Annotated in this window: 22 protein-coding genes; 4 read left to right on the top strand and 18 right to left on the bottom strand. The window is 35.7% G+C overall.

Translation table 11 applies throughout. From position 1 onward, the window contains the following. Nucleotides 1-75: 75 nt before the first annotated feature. From tilS to rpsB, 18 genes are all read right to left on the bottom strand, one after another. Complete coding sequence (tilS, locus tag Q5N69_RS00215) at nt 76-1,479, bottom strand: tRNA lysidine(34) synthetase TilS (RefSeq protein WP_304366505.1); 1,404 nt, start codon at nt 1,477-1,479, stop codon at nt 76-78. 97 nt (nt 1,480-1,576) lie between these two features. Further along, nucleotides 1,577-2,533 carry an acetyl-CoA carboxylase carboxyl transferase subunit alpha gene (gene accA, locus Q5N69_RS00210; protein WP_304366504.1) on the bottom strand — a complete coding sequence of 319 codons (957 nt, stop codon included), beginning with the start codon at nt 2,531-2,533 and terminating at the stop codon, nt 1,577-1,579. Between the two features lie 41 nt (nt 2,534-2,574). After that, nucleotides 2,575-6,129, bottom strand: a complete 3,555-nt coding sequence (dnaE, locus tag Q5N69_RS00205; RefSeq protein WP_304366502.1) for a DNA polymerase III subunit alpha — start codon at nt 6,127-6,129, stop codon at nt 2,575-2,577. Continuing rightward, nucleotides 6,129-6,812, bottom strand: coding sequence for a ribonuclease HII (gene rnhB, locus Q5N69_RS00200; RefSeq protein WP_304366500.1), 684 nt, complete (start codon nt 6,810-6,812; stop codon nt 6,129-6,131). Before rnhB ends, dnaE begins: the two co-directional genes overlap by 1 nt. A 7-nt stretch (nt 6,813-6,819) precedes the next feature. Continuing rightward, a complete protein-coding gene (gene lpxB / locus Q5N69_RS00195; protein WP_304366963.1) occupies nt 6,820-7,974 on the bottom strand; it encodes a lipid-A-disaccharide synthase in 1,155 nt (384 codons plus the stop codon). A 75-nt stretch (nt 7,975-8,049) separates the two neighbouring features. Then, a complete protein-coding gene (gene lpxA / locus Q5N69_RS00190) occupies nt 8,050-8,820 on the bottom strand; it encodes an acyl-ACP--UDP-N-acetylglucosamine O-acyltransferase (protein WP_304366499.1) in 771 nt (256 codons plus the stop codon). Nucleotides 8,821-8,849: 29 nt separating this feature from the next. Then, nucleotides 8,850-9,302 (bottom strand): 3-hydroxyacyl-ACP dehydratase FabZ, encoded by a 453-nt coding sequence (fabZ, locus tag Q5N69_RS00185; RefSeq protein WP_304366497.1) that lies wholly within the window; start codon nt 9,300-9,302, stop codon nt 8,850-8,852. A gap of 59 nt (nt 9,303-9,361) precedes the next feature. Next, entirely contained in the window at nt 9,362-10,396 is a 1,035-nt protein-coding gene (gene lpxD / locus Q5N69_RS00180) for a UDP-3-O-(3-hydroxymyristoyl)glucosamine N-acyltransferase (protein ID WP_304366496.1), read from the bottom strand. 2 nt (nt 10,397-10,398) lie between these two features. After that, the gene (locus Q5N69_RS00175; protein ID WP_304366495.1) at nt 10,399-10,917 is read right to left on the bottom strand and encodes an OmpH family outer membrane protein; all 519 of its coding nucleotides are present in this window, start codon (nt 10,915-10,917) and stop codon (nt 10,399-10,401) included. A gap of 73 nt (nt 10,918-10,990) precedes the next feature. Beyond that, nucleotides 10,991-13,420 carry an outer membrane protein assembly factor BamA gene (gene bamA, locus Q5N69_RS00170; RefSeq protein WP_304366961.1) on the bottom strand — a complete coding sequence of 810 codons (2,430 nt, stop codon included), beginning with the start codon at nt 13,418-13,420 and terminating at the stop codon, nt 10,991-10,993. Between the two features lie 83 nt (nt 13,421-13,503). Beyond that, complete coding sequence (gene rseP, locus Q5N69_RS00165; protein WP_304366494.1) at nt 13,504-14,859, bottom strand: sigma E protease regulator RseP; 1,356 nt, start codon at nt 14,857-14,859, stop codon at nt 13,504-13,506. 1 nt (nt 14,860) lies between these two features. Continuing rightward, a complete protein-coding gene (gene ispC, locus Q5N69_RS00160) occupies nt 14,861-16,117 on the bottom strand; it encodes a 1-deoxy-D-xylulose-5-phosphate reductoisomerase (protein WP_304366493.1) in 1,257 nt (418 codons plus the stop codon). A gap of 3 nt (nt 16,118-16,120) precedes the next feature. Beyond that, a complete protein-coding gene (locus tag Q5N69_RS00155) occupies nt 16,121-16,987 on the bottom strand; it encodes a phosphatidate cytidylyltransferase (protein WP_304366492.1) in 867 nt (288 codons plus the stop codon). 151 nt (nt 16,988-17,138) lie between these two features. Then, nucleotides 17,139-17,879 carry a polyprenyl diphosphate synthase gene (uppS, locus tag Q5N69_RS00150; protein ID WP_304366491.1) on the bottom strand — a complete coding sequence of 247 codons (741 nt, stop codon included), beginning with the start codon at nt 17,877-17,879 and terminating at the stop codon, nt 17,139-17,141. A 286-nt stretch (nt 17,880-18,165) separates the two neighbouring features. Then, the gene (gene frr, locus Q5N69_RS00145; protein WP_304366489.1) at nt 18,166-18,723 is read right to left on the bottom strand and encodes a ribosome recycling factor; all 558 of its coding nucleotides are present in this window, start codon (nt 18,721-18,723) and stop codon (nt 18,166-18,168) included. 16 nt (nt 18,724-18,739) lie between these two features. After that, on the bottom strand, nt 18,740-19,480 hold the full coding sequence (gene pyrH, locus Q5N69_RS00140) for a UMP kinase (protein WP_304366487.1): 741 nt from the start codon (nt 19,478-19,480) through the stop codon (nt 18,740-18,742). Nucleotides 19,481-19,633: 153 nt separating this feature from the next. Continuing rightward, nucleotides 19,634-20,494 (bottom strand): translation elongation factor Ts, encoded by an 861-nt coding sequence (tsf, locus tag Q5N69_RS00135; RefSeq protein ID WP_304366485.1) that lies wholly within the window; start codon nt 20,492-20,494, stop codon nt 19,634-19,636. 153 nt (nt 20,495-20,647) lie between these two features. After that, nucleotides 20,648-21,376, bottom strand: a complete 729-nt coding sequence (gene rpsB / locus Q5N69_RS00130; protein WP_304366484.1) for a 30S ribosomal protein S2 — start codon at nt 21,374-21,376, stop codon at nt 20,648-20,650. Between the two features lie 290 nt (nt 21,377-21,666). Here rpsB and Q5N69_RS00125 point away from each other — a divergent pair, with 290 nt between their 5' ends. The 4 genes from Q5N69_RS00125 (at nt 21,667) to dapD (ending at nt 26,795) form a co-directional block, all read left to right on the top strand. Beyond that, nucleotides 21,667-22,332, top strand: coding sequence for a hypothetical protein (locus Q5N69_RS00125; RefSeq protein ID WP_304366482.1), 666 nt, complete (start codon nt 21,667-21,669; stop codon nt 22,330-22,332). A gap of 128 nt (nt 22,333-22,460) precedes the next feature. Beyond that, a complete protein-coding gene (gene map, locus Q5N69_RS00120; protein ID WP_304366480.1) occupies nt 22,461-23,249 on the top strand; it encodes a type I methionyl aminopeptidase in 789 nt (262 codons plus the stop codon). A gap of 54 nt (nt 23,250-23,303) precedes the next feature. After that, a complete protein-coding gene (glnD, locus tag Q5N69_RS00115; RefSeq protein WP_304366479.1) occupies nt 23,304-25,946 on the top strand; it encodes a [protein-PII] uridylyltransferase in 2,643 nt (880 codons plus the stop codon). 24 nt (nt 25,947-25,970) lie between these two features. Next, the gene (gene dapD / locus Q5N69_RS00110; protein ID WP_304366477.1) at nt 25,971-26,795 is read left to right on the top strand and encodes a 2,3,4,5-tetrahydropyridine-2,6-dicarboxylate N-succinyltransferase; all 825 of its coding nucleotides are present in this window, start codon (nt 25,971-25,973) and stop codon (nt 26,793-26,795) included. Nucleotides 26,796-26,891: the final 96 nt, after the last annotated feature.

Raw genomic sequence — 26,891 nt, 5'->3', positions numbered from 1 at the left:
GTCACTTTAAGTGACTGTTTTCATTTCAAAGAAGCTATTTTAAATATATTGTTTTAGATAACTCGATTTAAGCAACTATTTTAACCAAGTAGCGCTTAATACATTATCTGTTTCAGTCGGGATATATTCTTTACAAACAAAGTGACCAATAACAGCTACAAGCTCTTCATTATAATATAAGAAAGGTAAACGTTTACGTTCCCATGTGGGGATATCTAACTCTTGTAAAATCTTTTTCAATGAGCGCGAATGTTGTCGGTAATCGGGTATACAAGTAGGATTGTTATGGGAAAAACGAATGCTTACAGTTTGGTTTAAAAGTGGAGCAATAATATGCTGGCTTGCATTACCTTTACCATCAGTAAATTCAATACTGTTACAAAGATGTTTAATTTCAAACTTTAATTGACCTAAACCATCAGGTAATTCAATCAAGCTTTTATCAATTAACCTCTGCTCTCCTAACTTAATAGGTAAACTCATTTCAGTAATATTTTTTAGTTCACCTGTTAGATAAACACTATTTTTGAAACGCCTTAACCAATAATCTCCCACTTTAACTGCTGGAGCTTTATCTGTTTTAGCTAATAATTGACTCTGTAATTGGGTCAATTGTGCTTTACTCGGCATTAAACAACCATGATTACCAAGAAAATATCGAATAAGATTATTAAAGCGTGCTTGAGATAATGTTTGTAGTTTATCTAAACTCAGAGCGTTATTAGCTAATTGAATAATATTTAAGTCTTGTTGGGCTAACTCAATTAAAAGTAACTCCGCCTCTTGGCAATGCTCAGCGCTTCGGTTAACTGTTTTTAAAAAACTTGGCCATCTTTCCGTAATTTTTGGCATAACCTGATGACGAATAAAGTTCCGATCAAAACGAGTATCTTCATTTGACTCATCATCAATCCAAGAAAGGTTATTATCGTGCGCATAAGCTTCTATTTGGCTTCTAGAAATAGTGAGCAAGGGCCTAACCAGTAATGCATCAGCAAAAGGCATGGTTTGCTTCATAGCTGACATACCTTTAAGTCCAGAACCTCGTTTCAAAGCGAGTAAAAAAGTTTCAGCTTGATCGTCGCTGTGATGACCCGTTAAAACAATAACATTTGATAATATCTTTTCAGTGATTAATGCTTTTAATGCGTCATATCTAGCATCTCTGGCAAGCTCTTCTAAACTATGTTGTGCTTTAGCTTTTACATAAACACGACATATATCTAAAGGGAGATCCAGTAAATCACATTGTTGTTGAGCAAATATTTCCCATTGCTCAGCATTTTTACTTAATCCATGATTAACATGACAAACGCTAACAGGGTTAGAAATATGAATTGTGTTATCTAATGATTTTTTTTTAAGATTTGCTAAAGAATGTAATAGGACTTGAGAGTCTATGCCACCACTATAAGCGACGAGAATATGAGAATCAGGGTAAGAAGTTAAAAAATGATGCAGAGTGGATTCTAATGACATGACAGATTAGCTTACTCTTTAATACATTCTAGAATATGTTCTAGCTTTAACTCTTCATTTGAGTCGTTAAAGCTAGAAAATTACTTAGGTCGTTAAATTAACAATAACCATAAGACATCAAACGATCGTAACGTTTTTCAATTAAGTCTTCTTTTGATAAATCTGTTAATTCAGCTAAATTGCTTTTGATCTCTTGCTTTAAGCATTCAGCCATAAGATCCATATCTCTATGTGCTCCACCTAAAGGCTCTTCAACAACATTATCGATTAATTCTAACTCTTTAATACGATGTGCTGTTATACCCATAGCTTCAGCAGCTAATGGTGCTTTCTCAGCAGTTTTCCAAAGAATTGAAGCACAACCTTCTGGAGAAATTACTGAATAAGTAGAATACTGCAGCATGTTAACTCTATCGCCAACACCAATAGCTAATGCGCCACCAGAACCACCTTCACCGATTACAGTACAAATGATAGGAACAGTTAAACGTGCCATTTCTTTTAAGTTAGTTGCAATTGCTTCTGACTGTCCACGCTCTTCAGCACCAATACCAGGGTATGCACCTGGAGTATCAATAAAAGTAATAATTGGCATATTAAAACGTTCTGCCATTTTCATTAAACGTAATGCTTTACGGTAACCTTCTGGACGAGGCATACCAAAGTTACGTTTAACTTTTTCATTAGTTGAACGACCTTTTTGATGACCAATGATCATTACAGGCATACCGTCTAATCTAGCAGTACCGGCAACAATAGCTCTGTCATTTGCGTATGCACGATCGCCTGCTAATTCATCAAATTCGGTAAACATACGCTCAATATAATCAAGTGTATAAGGACGTTGTGGATGACGAGCCACACGTGCTGTTTGCCAAGGGTCAAGATTCGCAAAAATCTTTTTCGTTAATTCTTTGTTTTTGCCGCGTAATTGGCTAATTTGCTCTTCAAGATCTAAATCAAGTTCTTGGCCAGAATTTACCGACTCTAATTCTTTAATTTTCGCTTCAAGCTCAGAGATTGGCTGTTCGAAGTCTAAAAAATCTAATGACATGTTAATTTTTACCTAAGTCTTTGAGCTGTGATAGACAACTCTTATTTAAATTGTAACGCTAAGCACTCTTCACCAAGTAGTGTTCTTAGTTCATGCAATAAAGCATCTTCTGGAGTAACTCGCCATTGTACGCCTAGTTCAAGCATTCCTTGCGCTTCTTCACGCTCGTAAAATACTCGTATAGGGCAAGTACCATCTTTATAAGGAGACAGTACCTGAGAAAAATGTTCTATAAAATTATTATTAATAGCTGTACGTTTAACATTTATATCAAGAGATGTTACATAGTTCTCCCTTGCATCAGCAATTGTCATTATATCTCGGGCGGTCATTGTAATGCCACCAGAATATTCATCAAAGCTGACCTGTCCACTACACACTAAAATAGCATCTGTAACAAGTAACTCGGCAAAGGTATCATAATCATCAGGAAAAAGTCGAATATCTATGCGTGCACTTTTGTCATCTAATGTTACCAAGGCCCATTTACGGCCTCGTTTATTCACCATAACACGAACCCCCAATACTAAACCCACAGCTACTGTAGTTTTATCTTTATTGGTAGGTTGCATACTAACTAGTCGACCACTGGCATAGTGTTTTATTTCAGAAAGAAAGCGGTTAATGGGATGGCCAGTTAAATATAAACCTAAAGTTTCTTTTTCACCATTTAACCATACTTCTTCAGGCCATTTAGCTACTTCTTTAAATGCTTGTCTAGTATCTTCGGGCTCTTCGTTAATTAACCCAAATAAATCATCTTGTCCTAGTGCTTGTGCTTTAGCATGCTGGTCTGCTGCTTTAATTGCTTCAGGTAAAGTTTCAAACAATGCGGCTCGGTGTGGACCTAAGTTGTCCATAGCACCAGCTTTAATAAGTTTTTCAAGTACCCTTTTATTTGTTTTCTTAAGATCTAGTCGTGCACAAAAATCAAATAAGTTAACAAATGGACCGCCCTCTTTACGCGCTTTTATAATCGCTTCTATCGGGCCTTCACCTACACCTTTAATCGCACCAATGCCGTAAACTATTTGATTATCTTCATTTACCGTAAACTTGTAATGCCCTGCGTTTACATCTGGTGGAAGAATATCAATATTCATATTTCCACATTCATCAACTAAGGTAACAATTTTATCGGTATTATCCATATCTGCAGACATTACTGCGGCCATAAATGGGGCTGGGTAATGTGTTTTCATCCACAGAGTTTGATATGAAACTAATGCATAAGCTGCTGAATGTGATTTGTTAAAACCATAACCTGCAAACTTTTCAACTAAATCGAAGATCTTCATGGCTAATTCGCCATCAACCCCACGATTTATAGCTCCTTGTTCAAAACCTGCTCGCTGCTTAGCCATTTCTTCAGGCTTTTTCTTACCCATTGCACGGCGAAGCATATCTGCACCACCTAGCGAGTAACCAGCTAAAACCTGTGCTATTTGCATTACTTGCTCTTGGTACAAGATAATACCGTAAGTCGGTTCTAAAATAGGTTTAAGATCTATATGTTGCCATGTTTCATCTGGGTAACTAACGGCTTCACGGCCATGTTTACGCTCGATAAAGTTGTCAACCATGCCTGATTGCAACGGACCAGGTCGAAATAAAGCTACTAATGCGATTATATCTTCAAAGCAATCGGGTTTTAATTTGGCGATTAAAGATTTCATACCACTAGATTCTAATTGGAATACAGCAGTTGTTTCAGCATTTAGTAATACTTTGAAACTCGCAGGATCTTCAAGGTGAATACGAGTAATATCAATGGGCTCTTTACCCGCTTTTATTAACTTTTCATCTGCCATTTCAATCGCCCACTGTAAAATAGTAAGCGTTCTTAAACCTAAGAAATCGAATTTAACTAAACCCGCATCTTCTACATCATTCTTATCGAATTGAGTTACAGGGTTTTTACCTTCGTCATCACAATAAAGTGGCGCAAAGTCTGTGATAGTGGTTGGTGATATAACAACACCACCAGCATGTTTACCCGCATTTCTTGTTGTACCTTCTAAGATACGACACATATCGATAAGATCTTTTACGTCTGAATCTTGCGCATAGGCTTCTGGTAATTTAGGTTCAACCTCAAAAGCTTTAGCCAGTGTCATTCCAGGATCACCCGGAATTAACTTGGAAATACGATCGACAAAACCATAAGGATGTCCAAGTACACGACCAACATCACGTATTACCGCTTTTGCAGCCATGGTACCAAAGGTTATAATTTGCGATACAGCATCTCGACCATAAAGTTCAGCAACGTGATCAATAACTTCATCACGTCTATCCATACAAAAGTCGATATCAAAATCGGGCATTGATACACGTTCAGGATTTAAGAAACGTTCGAAAAGTAGATCATATTCAAGTGGGTCCAAATCTGTAATCTTTTGTGCATAAGCAACTAGAGAACCAGCACCTGAACCACGGCCTGGGCCAACAGGAATATTGTTATCTTTACTCCATTGAATAAATTCCATTACGATCAAGAAGTAACCGGGGAAACCCATTTTGTTAACTACTTCAAGTTCAATAGCTAAACGTTCATCATAAGGTTTACGCTTTTCTGCAAAGTCTGGGGCATCTTTGTCAAACAAAAACTCAAGACGTTCTTGCAAACCTTCTTCAGAAACTTTAACAAGGTAATCTTCTATTGATAAACCTTCGGTAGGAAAATCAGGTAAAACATATTCTCCTAAAGTTACGGTAACATTGCATCGTTTAGCAATTTCAACACTGTTAGCTAAGGCTTCAGGAATATCATGGAAGAGTTCACACATCTCTTCTTCAGATCGTAAATATTGTTCTTTACTGTAACGTTTTGGACGACGTTTATCGTCTAGTGTGTAACCATCATGAATGGCTACACGAATTTCATGGGCATCAAAGTTATCTTCAGTCAAAAACATAACTTCATTAGTTGCTACAACGGGAAGTTCATATTTTTCAGCGATTTCAATTGCTAGATGTAAATATGTTTCTTCGTTCTCGCGTCCTGTTCTAATAAGTTCTAGAAAGAAATTATTATGAAAATGCTCTTGATAAAAAGAAATCATCTCATCAACTAATGGCATATTACCTTTAGTTAACGCTTTACCTATATCACCTTCTCGACCACCAGACAGCAGTATTAAACCTTCTGAATAATCGACTAACCAGTTCTTATCAATAACGGCACGGTCTTGAATATGACCACGTAAATAAGCATTAGAAATAAGCTCGGTTAAATTCTTGTAACCTTTGTTATTCGAGGCCAAAACCACCAGACGAAATAGTTCGTCGCCTAATTCATCGCTTCTCACCCAAAAGTCAGCACCAATAATAGGCTTTATACCTGCGCCATGAGTTGCGTGATAATATTTAACTAATCCACATAGGTTGGTTTGGTCGGTAATAGCTAAGGCTGGCATACCTAAATCTGCTGCACGAGCAACTATAGGCTTTACCTTATTTAAACCATCACACATCGAAAAATCGCTATGCAATCTTAAATGAACAAATTTAGGATCTTTTGCAATCACATCTACATTTTCAGGAGCTGTCAATTCAGTAGATTGATTTGATGTATCAGAAGTCATATCAGACATTAAGGTTTATTAACCCCTTGCTCTTGAATCACTTTCGCTACAGGCTTGAAACTGGCTCGATAACAATCAAGTACACCATGTTCAATAATTTTTTCTAAATGGGCTTTAGTTGGGTAACCTTTATGCTGAGCAAAACCGTACTCTGGGTATAACTTATCCAGCTCAACCATTTCTTCATCACGGGCAACTTTAGCTAAAATTGAAGCAGCACTTATTTCTTCAACTCTATCATCACCTTTTACAACAGCTTGTGTATTAATAGGACCATTTTCACTTAAGAAAACAGGGCATCTATTACCATCAACTAAAACAAAATCAGGCGTCACTTTAAGACCTTGTACTGCTCGCTGCATTGCTAACATAGTGGCATGTAAAATATTTAAAGTATCAATTTCTTCAGGTGTTGCCCGCCCTATTGACCAAGCAATGGCATTTTTTTTGATTTCTTCAGCTAATAGCGGACGTTTTTTCTCTGAGAGCTTTTTAGAGTCTTTTAATCCTTCAATAGGATTATCTGGATCAAGTATAACGGCTGCTGTAACAACGTCGCCAACTAGTGGACCACGCCCCACTTCATCAACTCCGGCAATACAATAGGCTAAAGGGTACTCAAATGGAGGGAAAACAACTTTAGTTTTTTTAGTTGGTTTTTTTTCTATCTTAGTAGTAATAGTTTCACTCATGCTTCAATTAACTCGCTCTTAATTTTATTAACTCAATTACAGCTTGTGCTGCTTTTTCGCTAGCATCTTGTTTAAGGCTTTGGTGAATAGTCATGAATTTTTCATTTAAACCAGATTGATCTTCATTTAAAAACTTTTGTAATAATGGAACAATTTTTTCAGGAACCACTTCATCTTGAAGTAATTCAGGCACAAGTGTTTCATTAGCTAGTAAATTAGGTAACGAAAACCATTTAAGTTTAACTAGCCATTTAGCTAACATGTAAGTGATAAAATTAAATTTGTATGTAATAACCATAGGGCGTTTAATTAATGCAGCTTCAAGAGTTACTGTACCTGAAGCCGTTAATAAACAATCGCTGGCGGCCATTACTTTATGTGTTTGATTGATAATAATTTCAACAGGCAAGTTTGGCGCTATTTCATTTTTAAGGGCAATAAACTGCTCTGCTCTTTTTTGGCTGATCATCGGTGCAATAAATAATAAGTCTTTATCTTTTTCAGCAAGCTTTAAAGCACTTTGTAAAAAGGGTTCGACTAATTTAGCAAGCTCACCACCACGACTTCCAGGCATTAATGCCAAAATCTTACGATCATGAGGTAAGTTTAACTCATCTCTTGCTACTAACTTATCAGAGACCAATGGAATATCGTCAGCTAACGAATGTCCTACAAAAGTACAAGGGACATTGTGTTTATCATAGAATTTTTTTTCAAAGGGTAATAATGATAAAACCATATGAGTGGCGCGAGCAATTTTAAAAATTCGTTTTTCTCGCCAAGCCCAAACAGAAGGACTTACATACTGGACAGTTTTAATGCCTTTTTGTTTTAATTTCTCTTCTAAAGTTAAATTAAAATCAGGTGCATCTATACCGATAAAGACATCAGGCTTATTGTCAGTAAAGTATTGAACAACACTTTTACGTACATGTAATAGTCTTTTTAAACGCCCTAAAACTTCAACAATTCCCATAACAGAAAGTTCATCCATAGCGAACAAACTTTCAAAGCCTTGGTTAATCATTTTGGGGCCACCAATACCAACAAATTTGGCATTAGGATAGGTACGTTTAAGCGCAATAATTAAACCTTCGCCTAAAGTATCACCAGAGTGTTCACCAACAACTATACCTATTACAGTTTTTGTTGTTGATGATATATTTTTCTGATCTGTTTCTTCTAAAGGATGAGTCACAATATTTCTTATACTCTACAGGCAAAGAATGTGCGGTATTTAACGAATAATACCGCGGCTTGAATCTCGAATAAAATCAGAGAATAAAGTTAATTCGGGCATACTATCAGACAGTTGTTGAATTTCTTCAATAGCATCATCAGCAGATAACCCTTTTCTGTAAACAGCTTTATAAGCGCGTTTAATCGTTAAGATAACATCTTTATCAAAACCTCGACGCTTAAGACCTTCAGAATTTAAACCAAATGGTTTAGCTGGTTGCCCTGAAGCCATTACATAAGGAGGAACATCTTTTAATACTAGTGCATTAGCTGCCACGAAACTGTGAGCACCAATGTGACAAAATTGATGTACACCTGACATACCACCTAAAATAACATGATCACCTACATATACATGACCTGCAATTGAAGCATTGTTAGCAAGAATACAATTATTTCCGACAACACAATCATGAGCTACATGAGTGTAAGCCATAAATAAGTTGTTATTGCCTATTTTAGTTAAGCTATTATCCTGTATGGTTCCACGGTGAATAGTACAACTTTCTCTAAAAGTATTATTATCACCAATAACGAGTTCTGTATGCTCCCCTGCATATTTCAGATCTTGACAATCTTCACCAATACTGGCGAATTGAAAAATACGATTTCCTTTACCGATTCGTGTTGGGCCGTTAATAACAACGTGTGAGCTAATTACACAATCGTCACCAATAACAACATTTTTACTAATATATGTCCAAGGACCAATAGTTACATTTTTACCAATAACTGCGCCTGGTTCTATAATAGCTTGTTCGTGAATCATTTTTTCACCACTTTTACTGTTTAATCGGTTTAAAGCTTGCGTCTTGCACACATAAGATCAGCAGAACAAACAACTTTACCGTTCACTTTTGCTTCACCATGGAATTTCCACATACCGCGACGTTCTTTAAGGAACTCGACATGAAGATGCATAGTATCGCCAGGAACTACAGGTTGTTTAAAACGAGCATTATCTATAGAAGCAAATAAGTACATTTCACCATCTTCACGACCTTCACTAGACTTAAAGCCAAGTATACCAGTCGCTTGTGCTAAGGCTTCAAGTATTAAAACACCTGGAAAAATAGCAAGTTCTGGGAAATGGCCCATAAAAACAGGCTCATTAAATGTAACATTTTTTATTGCATGAAGGGTTTTACCTGGTTCAAAATCAAGAACACGATCAACAAGTAACATTGGGTAACGATGAGGGATTAACTCTTGAATTTCATGAACGTTTAACTCATTTTTTTGAGATTCCAATTCATTATTCCTTATGAAGTAATTTAATTAAAAGTATTTTACCAAATAACCTATCTAAATTACTTCTTTTTTTCTAATATTTCAGACTCTAAAGTACTAAGGCGTTTTATTACACTATCTAATTTACGAACACGAGCATTCATTTTATGCCACTCTTTATTAGGAAGCGCTGGCATACCTGAAGAATACACTCCTGGTTCGGTCATTGATTTTGTTACCATAGACATACCAGTAAACATACAATTATCAGTAATATTAATATGTCCGTTAACACCAACCAAGCCAGCGATAGTACAGTTCTTTCCTATCGTGGTACTGCCTGCAATAACACTACATGCTGCCATAGCGGTACCAGCCCCCATAGTTACATTATGTGCAATTTGTATTTGGTTATCTAAAATTACATTGTCTTCAATAATCGTATCGTCTAGTGCACCACGGTCAATAGTCGTACTTGCACCTATTTCAACATTGTCACCAATAATAACAGAGCCTAATTGAGGTATTTTAAGCCACTTACCTTTAACAGGCGCATAACCAAAACCATCAGAACCGATAACAGTATTTGATTGTATCAAGCAATTATTACCAATCTTAACTTCATGATAAATACTAACATTAGCCCACATTGCACTATTGTTACCAATAGTTGCATTTTTGCCAATAAAACAACCTGCACCAATAGATACATTATCTGAAAGTGTAACGCCTGATTCTATAACTGCGTTAGCACCTATAGAAACGTTATTACCTATTGTTGCTGACGAATCGACAACAGCTGAAGGGTGTATACCATTGGCGGGTTTTGGTGTTGTATCAAGGAGTTGTGCAGCAAGCGCATAGCCTAGATAAGGATTATCCATGACTAATGCGTTTGTTGGTGCATCTTCTAAACAATCTGCAGTAATAATAACGGCACTTGCTTTAGTATCATTGAGTTGTTGACGATATTTTTTATTAGCTAAAAAAGCTATCTGTCCAGGCTGAGCATTTAATAAAGTAGCTAAACTGTTAACTTCACAATTTTCATCGCCGTTAACAGTTGCGCCTATTTCTTTTGCAATTTCAGCCAGTGTAAAAGATTTTTTGCTCATCACTAGTTAAGTTTACTAATTTGTTCTACAACTTTATCAGTAATACTTGCTTTAGGTTTAGAGAAAACAACAGCTTTTTGCTCTAAAATTAAGTCGTATTTATCAGACTTAGCAATACCATCGATTGCTTGACGAACTAATGCGATAATTTTAGTTGTTTCTTCATTTTGACGAGCGCCAGTTGCTTGTTGGAAAGCAGCCGCTTTAGTTTGATATTCTTGGTACTTAGTTCCAATATCTTGATCAAGCTTATCTTTCTCTTTTTGTGTTAGTAAAGCACCATCACGTTGTTTCTTTTCTTGAAAATACTTAATGTCTTTTTCTAACTGAGCAAGCTCTGCTTTTTCATCTTTAAATTCAGCTTCTAGTGTTTGCATTACTACAGCTGTTTGAGGAATTTTACTCATAATTTCTTGGAAATTAACTACACCAATCTTTTGATCGGCAGCCATCGCAGATCCAGCTAATAACATTCCTGATGCTGCTGTTGTCATTACTAAAGATTTTATAAATTTATTCAACTTCTTCTCCTGGATATTTCATTATTTATTTTAATTGCTGACCATTATAACTATATAGGGATCAATTGTTATTTTAAAAGGTTTGTCCGATATTAAACGTAAAGAATTTAGTATCGTCATCATCTGTAGATTTCAATGTTTTCGCAAAACTGAAAATCATTGGACCCATAGGAGATAACCATTGTATTGATAAACCTGCTGAAGCTTTATAATTAGTAGGGTCAGCAAAATCATCAATGAAACTTCTTTGCGTTTCAGACAAATCATCAAATCTATTTAAATCAAATTCAGTATCCCAAACATTACCAGCATCTGCAAAGAAACTTGTACGGACACTGTTAGACATACCTTCATCTAAGAATGGTGTTGGTACAATTAACTCAACACCTGCCAATACGATGGCATTACCACCTACTGAACGGCTTGATATTTGAATAGTATCGCTATCAGAGCTTAAACAACATGCAGTACCAAATGGTGATGAAATAGTTGTTGAATTACGATATATGGCTCGAGGACCAACCGTATTAGTTTCAAAACCTCTTAATGTATCTGCACCACCCGCTCTAAAGTTTTCTTGGAATGGGAAAATTTGGTCGTTGCCATTAATTGTTCCGTAACCATTACCATAACCCGCTTCAAATCGTGTTAAGAATGTCCAACGCTGATCTTGAGATATTGGGAAATACCACTTTGTATCTAAATTCAATTTAAAGTATTTTAAATCTGAATTTGGTGTTGTAACTTTAAACGTTAATGTTTGGTTTGAACCTGCTGACGGGAACGTACCACGGTTAAGTGTATTTCGAGATATCGCTGCAGATAAATCGAATGTCTCAAATTTTAGCTTTGCACTAGGATCATTTGAATCAGCATATAAATCATAAAACACATCGATTTGCTCGTAAGACTGTAAACGAGAGATGGTTTCGTTTTTATAATTTAAACCAAAATTTAAACGTATATATTCATTAATTGGGAAACCAAGGTTTACACCAACACCAAATTTCTTACTGTTGTATTGTTCAAGGTTAGCAGCACCAGCATCAAATTCAGTATAGAAAATACTACCACCGAGAGATACACCATCAGTAGTAAAGTATGGGTCTGTAAATGAAATACTTGCACTCTTAGAGTAACTTACCGTATTAAGACTTAAACCTAGTGTATTACCTGTACCTAAAAAGTTATTTTGCTGGATACCTGCATTTAAACTAAGTTTAGTTGTATCACCATAACCTATACCAGCAGTAAAAGATCCTGAAGGTTGCTCTTTTACAGTAAAATCGACATCAACTAGATCATCTTCACCTGGAAGTTTGGTGGTTTCAAATTCTACATTTTCCATATAAGGAAGACGCTGTAACCAAGCTTTAGAAGATTCTACGTTATTATTAGATAACCACGAACCTTCCATTTGACGCATCTCTCTACGTAAAACACGGTCAGCTGTTACATCATTACCATTAAAGTTAATACGATTAACATAAACTCTTTTACCTACGTCAACAGATACAACTAATTTAACCGTTTTATCTTCTTCGTTGATTTCAGGAATTGTTGTCACTTTAGGATAAGCATAACCAAAACGAGCAAGAAATTTACTGATCATTTCTTCGTTATAAGTGACTAATGCACCGTTATATAATTTATCAGCTCTTAAAGGTGTTATCGCTTTGATTGTTTTTTCAAATTCTTTGAATTCACCAATAAACTCTACTTCACTAATAGTGTAAGTTTCGCCTTCTGTTACATTTAGGGTAATGTAAACAGCTTTTTTATCTGGTGTCATTGACACTTGAGTTGAGTCTACTTTGTATTGTAAGTAACCACGATCTAAGTAGAAACTTTCAATACTTTCAATATCGCCTTGCAAAGTTTGCTTTTGGTAGCGATCTTGAGCCATAAAATTCCACCAAGGTGAATCAAATGTCAGCTCGATGTTATTTAATAACTCTTCATCAGTAAATATTTCATTACCAACAATATTAATTTGTTCAATTGCTGCAGCATCGCCTTCTTTAAAATCGAAGTTAATTTTTACTCTATTACGCGGTAAATGAGTAATATCTGCATTAACGTCAGCGTTGTACTTACCTACGCTGTGATAAAAGTCTTCTAAGCCTAATTCAATACTAGAAAGAATAGTTTTATCTAAAGTTTCACCGACTCTGATATTACTATCGTCTAAGCTTTGTATAAGTTGCTCATCTTTTAAGTCTTTGTTGCCATCAAAAGTTACTTCACTGATAGTTTCTCTTTCTCTGACTCTGAAGATAAGTGCATTACCATCACGGTAAACAGCAATATCATTGAAATGACCTGATTTATATAAAGATTTTATCGATTGAGAAATTCTATAGTCATTTAGTGTGTCACCAATATTAAATGGGATATGAGTTAAAGCGGCACCAACAGCAACACGTTGCAACCCTTTAACTTGAATATCTTCGACTTTAAACGCTTCTGTAGCTAAAGCTGGAGTGACAGAACCAGTTAGCATGGTAGCTAGTGCAATTTTTTTTATCATCATAAAATATAAACTTTATTTACTTCTTTTATTAAATAGTCAGTGTCGAAATTTTACTAAAGTCGAGACAAATCATTAAACAGAGCGATACTCATTAAACACAGAAGTGCCATAGTACCAAATTTAAACCCAACCTCTTGTACTTTTTCAGGTACGGGTTTCCCAGTGAAAAGCTCTATAATGTAATAGAGTAAATGCCCACCATCAAGTACAGGTAGTGGTAATAAATTAATTATTCCTAAGTTAATACTAATTAAAGCTAGAAACCCTAGGAAATAAACCAAACCTATATTAGCGCTGTTTCCAGCACCTTGGGCGATAGATATTGGCCCACTTAAGTTTTTAACAGAAACATCGCCTGTTATTAACTTCCCTATCATATCAAAACTTAAAACCACTAAGTTCCATGTTCGTTCTACACTTTGACCTATAGCTTCGATAGGACCATAAGATGTATTAATTCGGTACTTCTCTGGGTAAGGATCAGATTTTGGTGTTACGCCAAAATATCCAATATCTTTACCATTACTTTTTCTTGTATCTGGTACAGCAGTCAATAACTCTGTAAAGCCATCTCTTTGTACTTTAATTTCTACTGATTGTCCTGCTAATTCTTTAATTTTATTTGAAAAAACAGCCCAGTCACCGTTAAGTGAAATACCATTTAGCTCTAAAAGAACATCACCAACTTGTATTCCTGATTTTTCTGCAGGGCTATCAGGGTGAACAATAACCACTTCATTATATACTTTAGATCTAAAAGGTTGGATACCTAAACTAGTAATTGCTGACTCTTTATCAGGTGAAAACTCCCAACCATTTGTGTCTAAAATGCTTGTAGTTAAATTAACACTGTCTTCTTGTCTGGTTTTAAATTCTATGGATTGACTACCTATTTCGCCAACCAGAGCAAGATTTACATCTTGCCAGTCTGTAATTGTATTTCCTGCTATCTCTACAATTTGACTGTTAGCAGGCAAACTCGCTTTTGCTGAAATTGAAGAAGGCTCTACACTACCAATGATTGGTTTAATACTAGGAACACCAATCAAAAACATAAGATAAAAAGCGACTATGGCGAAGGCAAAATTAGCAAATGGTCCTGCCGCTATTATCGCTATACGTTGATACACATTTTTACCGTTAAAGGTTTTATCTGCATCTTCAGGTAAAACATCATCAACGCGGTCATCTAACATTTTTACAAAACCGCCAAGAGGAATTAAAGCGATAACATATTCTGTGCCGTCTTTACCTATCTTGCTCCATAAAGTTTTACCAAAACCTATTGAGAACTTTTGAACTTTTACGCCATTTTTTCTTGCTACCCAAAAATGACCGTATTCATGGACAGTAATTAATATACCTAATGCGATAACAAATGAAGCTAAGTTCCATAAAAAATCAAACATATTAATGGTTATCTCTATTCATGTTGTCGCTAATGTCTTGCGTATCATACTGAGTTAATAAATTTCTAGTAAACTCTCGCACACGATTATCTAAATTCATCACATCATCAATTGAAGTTACATCTTCTGAGACAAATTTATTCACAGAAGTTTCATTTATTTTGTATATATCAGTAAACTTTATTTTTTTGTTCAAAAAAGCATCTACCGCTATTTCATTCGCTGCATTCAGTGCTGTACATGCACCTTGCCCATTTTTACAGGCTTCAATAGCTAATTTAAGGTTTGGGTATTTAACATAGTCAACGGCTTGAAACTCAAACGATGGTGTATTGAAAAAGTCCAACGGTTCAACGCCAGAATCAATACGTTCAGGAAAAGATAATGCATGGGCTATAGGTGTACGCATATCAGGATTACCCATTTGCGCAATAACAGAGCCGTCTTTATATTGAACCATTGAATGAATGGTACTTTGAGGATGTAAAACTACCTGAATATCTTCAGGTTCAACATTAAATAACCATTTAGCTTCAATAAACTCTAAGCCTTTGTTCATCATAGTGGCTGAATCTACTGATATTTTTTGTCCCATATCCCAATTAGGGTGGGCGCAAGCTTGCTCAACAGTAACACTCTCTAAGTCTTCAACACTAAACGTTCTAAAGGGACCGCCTGAACCTGTTAACAATATTTTGCTAATGCCATTTTCAGATAAATTACAGTAACCAGGAGTATTTTGAGCTTCGATAGGTAAACATTGAAAAATAGCATTATGTTCACTATCAATAGGAATAAGTTGTGCGCCACTAGCTTTAACGGCTTCAATAAAAATAGCACCAGAGGTAACTAGAGCCTCTTTATTAGCAAGTAAAACACGTTTACCTGCATTTACTGCTGCTAAAGTTGGCATTAAGCCAGATGCACCAACAATAGCAGCCATCACGGTATCAATACTTTTGTCTTGTGAAATAACTTCTAATGCTTCAGCGCCTGATAATACATTAATATGACCCAGGTCTTTATCAAGCAATAGTTGTTTCAATTCTTTAGCATGAGGTTTAGAAACCATTACAACCGTTTCAGGTAAAAATTCAATACATTGAGCTAGTAACGTATCTACACTTGAATGAGCAGATAAACTAACAACATCGAATCTTTCTGGATGCCTACGAACAACATCTAAAGTACTCAAACCAATCGATCCAGTCGCTCCTAAAATACATAAGCGACGTACAACATTTTTAATTTCTGACACAAACTACCAGCCTATTAACGCATAACATAAGGCATATATAGGAGCTGTAGCGGTTAAGCTATCAATCCTATCTAATATTCCACCATGACCTGGTAAAATAGAGCCGCTATCTTTGATCCCTGCTTGGCGTTTAAACATACTTTCATTTAAGTCACCTAAAACAGACACTGTCGTAATTAAAATAGTAATAGGAATAACAAGATAGAACTGCTCGAGTTGCCAGTTCATTGTTAAACCTGCTACGGTTACTAATATACAAGCAACAACAACTCCGCCAACAAAACCTTCCATTGTTTTACCTGGACTAACATTAGGCATTAATTTATTTTTACCAAATGATTTCCCCACAAAATAAGCACCAATATCAGCACTCCACACCATTAAAAACAAAAACATAATGAGCTGAGCACCGTGATAAGTATCTATTTCATATTCACTACTACGCATTACTATGAAAGCTAACCATGTAGGAACAAGTGTTAACCAACCAAATACACCTCTGATGGAGCGATGACTTGACCAGAATTTACTACAGCGAGGATAAAGAAAAGTTAAGGTAGCTGACAACAGCCACCAAGCAACCGCCAACCACAATATATAAATGATAGGTTTTTGAAGGTCAGAAGACGTTAACCATAACTCTAATAAAGGAAAATAATACCAAAGTGCAGCAATCAAAGTACTTGTGCCAAGAACAAAAGCTATACGTCTTCTTTTGTTCGCAAAGCCCATTAATGGACCCCATTCCCATGCGCCTATTCCCATTACCGCAAGCATTAATGCTGAGAAATAAGGTAATGGTAAATAAAAAATACTTGCTATCGTCGCGGGAGCCAATACTAACGCTGTTATAATTCTATGTTTTAACAAATTTCACCCTTTTACGTTAAAGTTGTTTTTATTATTATTTGCTTTTAATTTTATTGATTGTGAAAACAAAATATTTAGATGAACACTTTATTACACAAATAAAAATAAAAATATTCTTTTATCAGTAATATAGATGTCTTCGAATATTTACCTACTCTGGATTATTTTTAATTTGATCGCCCGTTAATCCAAATCGCCTTTCTCTCTTATCAAAAGAAAAAATTGCGTCTTTAAAAGCGTCTTCATTAAAATCAGGCCATAGAGTATCGGTAAAATAGAATTCAGCATAGGCTGCTTGCCATAATAAAAAATTACTAATTCTATAGTCACCACCCGTACGAATTAACAAATCTAAATCGGGTAACCCATTTAAAGAAATATGTTCATTCATTACTTGCTCAGAAATATCATCTATTGATAATTCATTATTGTTAACTTTTTCAGCAACCTGCTTTGTTGCTTGGGTAATATCCCAACGTCCACCATAATTGGCAGCAACAGATAAAACCATTTCGGTATTGTTTTCAGTAAGTGTTTCCGATTCTTTGATCTTTTTTTGTAGCTTTTCTGAAAAACGACCAACATCACCAATGATCTGAAAACGTATTCCATTTTTATGTAAACGTTTAACTTCACGAGTTAACACAAACATAAATAATTCCATCAATACACTAACTTCAGACTCTGGGCGTAACCAGTTTTCACTACTAAAGGCAAAAAGGGTTAATGCTTTAACACCTAATTTTCTTGCTGTAGTAACAGAAGAACGAACAGTTTCCACACCTGCTTTATGACCAGCAACTCTCGCTTTAGAACGAGATTGTGCCCAACGTCCATTACCATCCATAATTATGGCTACGTGCTGCGGAATTTTCCGATTTTCTTCTGACATTTATTCTTTATAACCTTATGAATAACCGACTAACGATTTCAGGCATTATTTACCAATTGATTAAGTTAATTGAAAAATATGCATTTGAAAAACAACCTTTCATAACAATCTAGCTTGTTAAAAATATGGAATGTTTTTCTTAATCACTTCTGCTTACCTTATTGAAGCGACCTAAATATTTATTGGTTAGTCTGGTGTAAATACAACCTATCCACGAAACAAAAAAGCCGCAGAAACTTACTTTACAAGTATTATCTACGGCGTTTAGTAATAAGCAATTAAAAAACTAAATTTCCATTAATTCAGCTTCTTTAGCGGCTAATATATCATCAACCTGCTTAATATATGTATCAGTTATCTTTTGAATCTCATCTTCTGCTTGATGATGTTCATCTTCACTAATTTCTTTATCTTTTAATAAACTCTTATAATCGGAATTAGCATCACGACGAATATTACGGATAGCAATTTTACCGCCTTCAGCTTCACCACGAACAACTTTAACAAGATCTTTACGACGCTCTTCAGTTAAAGGAGGAAGTGGTATACGAATTAACGTACCGTTAGACTGTGGATTTAAACCTAAATCAGACTTTAAAATAGCCTTTTCAACAGCAGAAATCATTCCTTTGTCAAAAACAGTAATAGCTAGGTTTCTTGCATCTGGAACAGAAATATTACCTACTTGATTTAAAGGTGTTTCCATTCCGTAATAATCTACAGAAATATTATCGAGTAATGATGCATGAGCACGGCCAGTTCTTATTTTAGCTAAACTACCTTTTAATGCTTCAATACTTTTACCCATACGATCTTGAGCATCTTCTTTTATTTCATTAATCACGTGATATTCCTTAAAACTAATCTAAATTCTTTGCGTGGTCGATAATTGTACCTTCGTCATCACCTAAAATAACAGATTTAAGTGAACCAGGCTTATTCATATTAAATACTCGAATAGGCATGCTATGGTCGCGCGCTAAAGTAAATGCCGCTAAATCCATAACTTGTAATTCTTTATCAAGTACTTCAGCATAAGTTAAATGCTTATAAAGTGTCGCTTCAGGATTTTTTACAGGATCTTCAGAGTAAATACCGTCAACTTTTGTAGCTTTTAAAACAACATCAGCTTCAATTTCGATTCCGCGTAAACAAGCTGCAGAGTCAGTGGTAAAAAATGGATTACCTGTTCCAGCACTGAATATTACTACTCGGCCAGACTTTAGTAAGCTGATTGCTTCAGCCCAGTTATATCGGTCACATACACCAGCAAGATCAATTGCTGACATTAGACGTGTATTTACAAATGCACGATGTAAAGCATCACGCATTGCTAAACCGTTCATTACAGTGGCAAGCATACCCATTTGGTCGCCTACAACACGGTTCATTCCTGCGTCAGCTAATCCTTTACCACGGAATAAATTTCCACCGCCGATAACTAAGCCAACCTGAACTCCCATTTCTATGAGTTCTTTAATTTCTTGAGCCATGCGATCTAAAATTTTCGGATCAATACCGAAACCTTCAGAGCCCATTAAGGCCTCACCACTAAGTTTTAACAATATACGACGATATGTTGGTTTGGGATTCACGCTCATATAAAAAACATTCCTGTACTTTTCTTAAGATGAAAAAAAATAGCCGAGACCTTATTTGGTCGCGGCTATTCTAGTACGTTTAGCTAACTATCGAAAGTATATTTACAAAATAAGCGTCTCTAAAGTTAATTAAACGTTAAAAGCGTTTAAAAATTAAGCTTTTGCCGCAGCGATTTGAGCTTCAACTTCAGCAGCAAAATCTTCTTCTTTCTTCTCGATACCTTCACCAACTTCTAAACGTACGAAGCTAGAAACTGTAATACCTTTTTCTTTAAGTACTGCACCAACAGTTTTCTTAGGTTCCATGATGAAAGCTTGACCAGTTAAAGAAATTTCACCAGTAAATTTCTTCATACGACCAATGATGATTTTTTCTAATAAATCAACAGGCTTTTTCTTGTTTTCTTCAAGAGCATCATTTTCAGCTTTTAAGATATCTAACTGAATGCGTTGTTCGTTTTCTACTACGCTAGCTGGAACATCTTCAGGGTTGATGTATTCTGGCTTGCTTGCAGCAACGTGCATTGCAATGTGCTTAAGTGAATCAGCATCACCTTCACCAGCAACAACAACACCAATAGTAGCACCATGCTTGTAAGTAGCTAAAGTAGTACCTTCAACATAAGCTACGCGACGAACATTGATGTTTTCACCAATTTTAGTCACTAGAGCAATACGCTCTTCTTCAAACTTTGCTTGAAGCTCTTCAATTGTTACTTTTGAAGCAGCAGCAGTATCTGCAACTTTGTTAGCAAATGCTAAAAAGTTATCATCTTTTGCTACGAAATCAGTTTGACAGTTAACTTCAACTAATACACCATCTTTAATGATGATTTGACCTTCAGCAGCGATGTTACCTGCTTTTTTAGCAGCTTTAGCTTGACCGTTCTTACGCATGTTCTCAATCGCAAGTTCCATGTCGCCTTCAGCTTCTTGTAAAGCTTTTTTACAATCCATCATGCCCGCAGCTGTGCGTTCACGTAATTCTTTAACCATTGCAGCAGTAATTTGCATGAGTTAATTCCTAATTTTTAGTTATCCCCGTACCAAGAGCAAAGTTTATTTTTAAGATAAACACTCTATAAAGTTTTGGGCATAAGTATTAAATAAGTTGGCGATAATAAATGAACTTTATTACCGCCACATGAAATAAACGTTAAGAGCTAATTACTCAGCTTCTACAAAACCGTCTTTTTCAGCTTGAACAACGATGTTTTTCTCACGACCTTCTAGAACTGCGTTTGCAGCAGAATCTAAGTATAAAGTCACAGCACGGATAGCATCATCGTTACCAGGTACGATGTAATCAACACCGTCTGGGTTAGAGTTTGTATCAACTACAGCAATTACTGGAATGCCTAAGTTGTTAGCTTCTTTAATAGAAATGTGCTCGTGATCAGCATCGATGATGAATAAAACGTCAGGTAAACCACCCATGTTTTTAATTCCACCAAGGCTTTTTTCAAGCTTTTCCATTTCACGAGTACGCATTAAAGCTTCTTTCTTAGTAAGAGCTTCAAAAGTACCGTCAGAGCTTTGTGCTTCTAAATCTTTTAAACGCTTGATAGATTGACGAACTGTTTTCCAGTTAGTCAACATACCACCTAACCAACGGTGATTAACGTAGAATTGATCACATTTGATTGCAGCATCTTTGATTGCATCGCTTGCAGCACGTTTAGTACCTACAAACAAAACTTTACCTTTCTTAGAAGAAACGTTGTTAATGAAAGCAAGAGCTTCATTAAACATTGGTACAGTTTGTTCTAGGTTGATGATATGAACTTTATCGCGAGCACCAAAAATGTAGCTTTTCATTTTTGGATTCCAGTAACGGGTTTTGTGACCGAAATGTACACCGGCTTTAAGCATATCGCGCATTGAAACGTTTGGCATGTTTTTTCCTTTTAGGGTTAAGCGTTCATACACCCAATATACAAGACTCTTATTTGCTTACACATTTAATATGGTTAAGCTGAGCACCCCAGTATATCTTTGCTAGATGTATGTGAGTTTATATTTAAAATTAACATCAATTGTTAATTCAGTTTTGGCTTAATAACACACAGCAAATACTATGTAGATTATTAGCGGCGCACTTTATACCATAACATAGCCTTTTTTACTAGAAATGACGTTAAATAATATTAATTAACGAAAATGAATATCGTAGTTGAGAATATTCTATGCTAATGGCTCATAGCGCGTTAAAATTAGCGCAAAGTAATCAAATGTTAATCACTATGTCTGTACAACTATTTTATATTTACGATACTCATTGCCCTTGGAGCTATGTAACGCTTCCATTAGTTAATGAAATTATGGCTGCTCATCCTGAATTCACGCTTAACCTTTTACATTGTGCGCGTTATGAAGGTGATGAAAATATTTCTAAGAAAACTATCGAAACCATTGAAGACGATAGCGCCACTATATTTAGTGATGCTTATATGGCACAACTAAAGCAAGCTAAAGACTCAACGTTAACAGCTAACGTTATGTCATGGGTTTCAAACAAGGTGCCACATATTGGTTTAGAAGTATTAAACGCACTGTTTAAGGCTCATTTTGAACAAGCTAACGAATTACGCTCTTTTGATGATATGAGTGATATTGTAAGCGAGTTTAAGTTATCGCCACCTAATAAGGTTTTCACTTTAGAAAAATTCACAAAAGATGCTGAAATATTATTAAGCAGTCTTGAAGAACTACAAGATATTATGGGAACAAAAGCTATCCCTGCTCTACTACTTGCAATAGATGAAAGACTTATTTTATTAAATCATAATTTTTATCTAAAACATCCAAAAGCAATTGTAGAAGCTGTTGAACTTGAGCTAGCTAACGGTTAACGAAAAAAACTCAATAGACAAAATATGAACGTTTAGGCAGAATAGCGCGTCTAAAACAGCGTTAACATTTTAAAAACTGTTTAAATTTATAGACAAAATCAAACCAAAATTAATTAAATGAGGCATTAATGGGAATCAATATCAAAAGTCAGGAAGAAATAGAAAAAATGCGCATTGCAGGTCAACTTGCTGCAGACGTATTAGAAATGATTGAACCGCACATAAAGGCGGGCATTACTACTGACCAATTGAACACCATTTGTGCTGAGTATACCGAGAAAGTACAAAACGCAATTTCTGCGCCTTTAAACTATCACGGATTTCCAAAGTCTATTTGTACTTCAGTTAACCATGTTGTTTGTCATGGCATCCCTGATGACACACCACTTAAAGATGGTGATATCTTAAATATTGATATCACCGTTATTAAAGATGGTTTTCATGGCGATACCAGCAAAATGTTTCTTATTGGTGATGTAACTCCTGAAGATAATCGTTTATGCCGTATCACTCAAGAAGCACTTTACGTTGGTCTTAAAAAAGTAAAACCAGGTGTTACTTTTGGTGAAATTGGTACTGCGATTCAAAAGTTCATTAAGAAATCAGGCCGTTATTCTATTGTTAAAGAATATTGCGGACACGGTATTGGTCAAGTTTTCCATGAAGAACCTCAAATTGTTCATTATAAAAATAATGACAAAACAAAAATGGAAGAAGGCATGTGTTTTACCATAGAACCTATGATCAACTTGGGTCGTGCTAATACCATTCTTGATAAAGAAGATAATTGGACTGTTTATACTATAGATGGCAAAAAATCAGCTCAATGGGAACATACAATAGTAGTTACCAGAACGGGTTGTGAAATACTCACGTTACGAAAAGAAGAATCGTTACCTAGAATGTTACACAACTAGCGTCTACTCAAAATAATGCTAACTACTTTAATTAATTACTATAAGAAGAAAACAGTGACTACTGAATCTACCTTGCCAAGTCAATTTGTTGAGCCGCTAGCAGTCAGTGCTCCTTTTGTATCTAGTGCTGAAATTTGTAAGCTTGGTGCTGAATTTCATCAATGGCAAAAAGATATATTTCCTGTTGAAGACATAACTGCTCTGGTGAATGCTAGAGCTGAATTTGTTGATAATATTTTAACTAAATTATGGAGTCAGCATGAGCTTGATGAATACCAAATTAGCTTAATTGCTGTTGGTGGTTATGGGCGAGCTGAGTTACATCCCTATTCTGATGTTGATATTCTTTTATTAACACAAGAAAAAACCGACAAAGATCTTGAAGAAAAAATATCTACTTTTATTACCCAGCTTTGGGACGTAAAATTAGATATAGGTCACAGTGTACGTAGCGTTAAAGAATGTTTGAAACAGGCTGTAAATGATGTAACCATTGCAACGAACTTAATGGAAATGCGACAAATCTGTGGTAATGAAGCCTTAACTGAACAGTTACAGCCTTTATTAAACCAAGACGTATTTTGGACATCCAAAAAATTCTTTATTGCTAAACGTGACGAACAATATAATCGACACAAACAATATCACGGCGCCTCTTATACTCTTGAACCTAACCTAAAAGCTAACCCTGGTGGCTTACGAGATATACAAACCATAGGTTGGGTAGCAAAACGTCACTTTGTTGCCGACTCTCTAGAAGAACTTGTTGAACACAAATACCTCACTATTAACGAATATTTTGAGCTAGTAGAGTGTCAAGATTACTTATGGCGTATGCGATGTGCTTTGCACTTTGTTGCCGGCAGAAACGAGAACCGATTACTGTTTGATCATCAAGCCAGCGTTGCCGAATTACTCGGTTTTGGTGATGGCGGTAAGTTAGCCGTTGAAAGAATGATGAAACGTTTTTTCAGAATTATTGGTCGCGTTGCAGAATTAAACAAAATGTTACTTCAACATTTTGAATATGTAATTATCAACGAAAACAAGTACAAAAAAGTTACACCTATTAATGATGAATTCGTTATTGTTGATGGACAAATAAAAGTAACTAATCAACGTATCTTTACCCGTTCAAATAAAATTATGGAAATGCTATTACTGATAGCAGAACATGATGAAATAACTGACTTACATCCCGACACATTACGTTTAATGAGAAATGCCCGTCGTCGATTTGTATCATGTTTAATGGATTATGCCGACTCACGAAAAGCCTTCATGAAGTTAATGAGGCACCCAAAAGGTTTAGGCGTAGCATTTAGTTTAATGCACAGACACTCTATTTTAGATGCCTATTTACCTGAATGGCGAAACATCGTGGGGCAAATGCAGTTTGATTTATTCCATGCTTATTCGGTTGACGAACACAGCTACCGCTTAATTAAAAATTTATACAAATTTAGTCAGCCTGAATTTAACAAAGAATTTCCACTTTGTAGCAAATTAGTACAGCGTGTTCGTAAGCCTGAACTGCTTTATATTGCCGGGATATTCCACGACATAGCAAAAGGTCGAGGTGGAGATCACGCTAAGTTAGGTGCTATTGATGCGTTAAACTTTGCCAAACTACATCAATTAAGCGATCACGATGGTCGATTAATTTCTTGGTTAGTTAAACATCACTTATTAATGTCAGTTACTGCGCAACGCCGAGATATTTCTGATCCAAATGTTATTAAAGAATTCGCAGATATTATTCGAGATGAAACCCACCTCGATTACCTATACTGTTTAACAGTTGCAGATATGAGAGCAACTAATGAAAGTTTATGGAACAACTGGAAGTCGAACCTTTTACAAGAGCTCTACTACAGTACTAAACGTGCATTCTTAAGAGGCTTAGAAAAACCTGTAGATTTACGTGCTAAAGTACGTGAAAACCAACAAATGGCTTCAGAGTTATTGTTAACTTACGGTATTACTGAAACTCAAATAACTAAAGTATGGCAAGAATTTAAGTCTGATTATTTTTTACGGTACGGGCCTGAACAACTTACATGGCATTGCCGACATATTTTAAATCACAATAAAAAAGTGCCTTTAGTTATTCTAAATCCTACACCTTTTAGAGGTGGTACTGAGGTTTTTGTTTACACTAAAGATCAATCCAATATTTTTTATAATATTGTTTCGCTATTGGGCTCTAAACAACTATCAATCCATGATGCCAAAATCATCACCACCAAAAAAAGCTACACAGCAAATACCTTTGTAGTACTTGATCAACAAGGTGAACCTATTGATGATATTGCTCGAGCAAATATGATTGAAAAGGCACTAACAGAAGTATTATCTGCTTCTCAATGTTTAATAAAACCTAAGCCTTTAGCAAAGCGCTTTCAACAGTTTGATATACCGACACAAGTTAGCTTTATTGAAACAAAAACCAAAGCTAAAAATACAACCATGCTAGAAATACTTACACTAGATACGCCTGGATTATTGGCAAGTATTGCTGAAGTTTTTCAAAAGTGTGAAGTACAAATTCATTCAGCCAAAATTACAACCTTTGGTGAAAAAGCAGAAGATGTATTTACTCTATCAAACAAGTACAACCAAGCACTTACATTAGAAGAGCAAGAAGCTCTCACCGTAATGTTGTGCGACAAAACATCTCATTCAAATTCAAATTAACTTTAGAACAAATTAGGAAATATAATGTCTGAATTACAAAGTATTATTGAACAAGCATTTGAAGACCGTGCTGACATCTCTCCATCAACAGTAACTCCAGTAGTTAAACAAGCCGTTTTAGATGCGTTAGATGCTTTAAATAATGGTTCAGCTCGTGTTGCTGAATACATAGATGGCGAATGGGTTGTTCACCAATGGCTTAAAAAAGCAGTACTTTTATCTTTCCGTATTTGGGATAACGAAACGTTAGACGGCGCAGAAAGTAAATTTTACGATAAAGTTCCAATGAAATACTCAAACTACGGCAACGAAGAATTTAAAGCTGACGGTGTTCGCGTAGTTCCTGGAGCTTCTGTTCGTACAGGTAGCTTCATTGGTAAGAACGTTGTAGTTATGCCTTCATTTGTTAACATCGGCGCATTTGTTGACGAAGGAACTATGATTGACACATGGGCAACTGTTGGTTCATGTGCACAAATTGGTAAAAACGTTCATTTATCAGGTGGTGTTGGCATCGGTGGTGTTTTAGAACCATTACAAGCTGGCCCTACAATTATTGAAGATGACTGTTTCATTGGCGCTCGTTCAGAAATCGTTGAAGGTGTTGTTGTTGAAAAAGGTTCTGTAATTTCAATGGGCGTTTACATTGGTCAATCTACTAAGATTTTAGATCGTGAAACAGGTGAAGTAACTTACGGTCGTGTTCCTGCGGGCTCTGTAGTAGTGGCTGGTAACATGCCTTCTAAATGTGGAACTTACAGCCTTTACTGTGCAGTAATTGTTAAAAAAGTTGATGCTAAAACTTTAGGAAAAACTGGCTTAAATGAATTATTACGCACTATCGACTAATCAATGAGTTTGCTAATAAAGCACACTAATTAAAGTCTAAAAAGTAATTTTTAAAAGCAGCTAATGTAACCACAAACCGTGTGGATATATTAGCTG

The sequence above is a fragment of the Pseudocolwellia sp. AS88 genome (genome assembly GCF_030551755.1).
Classification (GTDB): Bacteria; Pseudomonadota; Gammaproteobacteria; order Enterobacterales; family Alteromonadaceae; genus Pseudocolwellia.
The sequence above is the reverse complement of the archived record's forward strand: the minus strand, read 5'-3'. Positions and strand labels throughout refer to the sequence as shown.

Excerpts from the sequence above, each read along its gene's own strand:
- tilS (WP_304366505.1), bottom strand. The coding sequence starts at position 1,479 with ATGTCATTAGAATCCACTCTGCATCATTTTTTAACTTCTTACCCTGAT.
- accA (WP_304366504.1), bottom strand. The coding sequence starts at position 2,533 with ATGTCATTAGATTTTTTAGACTTCGAACAGCCAATCTCTGAGCTTGAA.
- dnaE (WP_304366502.1), bottom strand. The coding sequence starts at position 6,129 with ATGTCTGATATGACTTCTGATACATCAAATCAATCTACTGAATTGACA.
- rnhB (WP_304366500.1), bottom strand. The coding sequence starts at position 6,812 with ATGAGTGAAACTATTACTACTAAGATAGAAAAAAAACCAACTAAAAAA.
- lpxA (WP_304366499.1), bottom strand. The coding sequence starts at position 8,820 with ATGATTCACGAACAAGCTATTATAGAACCAGGCGCAGTTATTGGTAAA.
- lpxD (WP_304366496.1), bottom strand. The coding sequence starts at position 10,396 with ATGAGCAAAAAATCTTTTACACTGGCTGAAATTGCAAAAGAAATAGGC.
- bamA (WP_304366961.1), bottom strand. The coding sequence starts at position 13,420 with ATGCTAACTGGTTCTGTCACTCCAGCTTTAGCTACAGAAGCGTTTAAA.
- rseP (WP_304366494.1), bottom strand. The coding sequence starts at position 14,859 with ATGTTTGATTTTTTATGGAACTTAGCTTCATTTGTTATCGCATTAGGT.
- uppS (WP_304366491.1), bottom strand. The coding sequence starts at position 17,879 with ATGTCAGAAGAAAATCGGAAAATTCCGCAGCACGTAGCCATAATTATG.
- pyrH (WP_304366487.1), bottom strand. The coding sequence starts at position 19,480 with ATGAGCGTGAATCCCAAACCAACATATCGTCGTATATTGTTAAAACTT.
- tsf (WP_304366485.1), bottom strand. The coding sequence starts at position 20,494 with ATGCAAATTACTGCTGCAATGGTTAAAGAATTACGTGAACGCACAGCT.
- rpsB (WP_304366484.1), bottom strand. The coding sequence starts at position 21,376 with ATGCCAAACGTTTCAATGCGCGATATGCTTAAAGCCGGTGTACATTTC.
- Q5N69_RS00125 (WP_304366482.1), top strand. The coding sequence starts at position 21,667 with ATGCTAATGGCTCATAGCGCGTTAAAATTAGCGCAAAGTAATCAAATG.
- map (WP_304366480.1), top strand. The coding sequence starts at position 22,461 with ATGGGAATCAATATCAAAAGTCAGGAAGAAATAGAAAAAATGCGCATT.
- dapD (WP_304366477.1), top strand. The coding sequence starts at position 25,971 with ATGTCTGAATTACAAAGTATTATTGAACAAGCATTTGAAGACCGTGCT.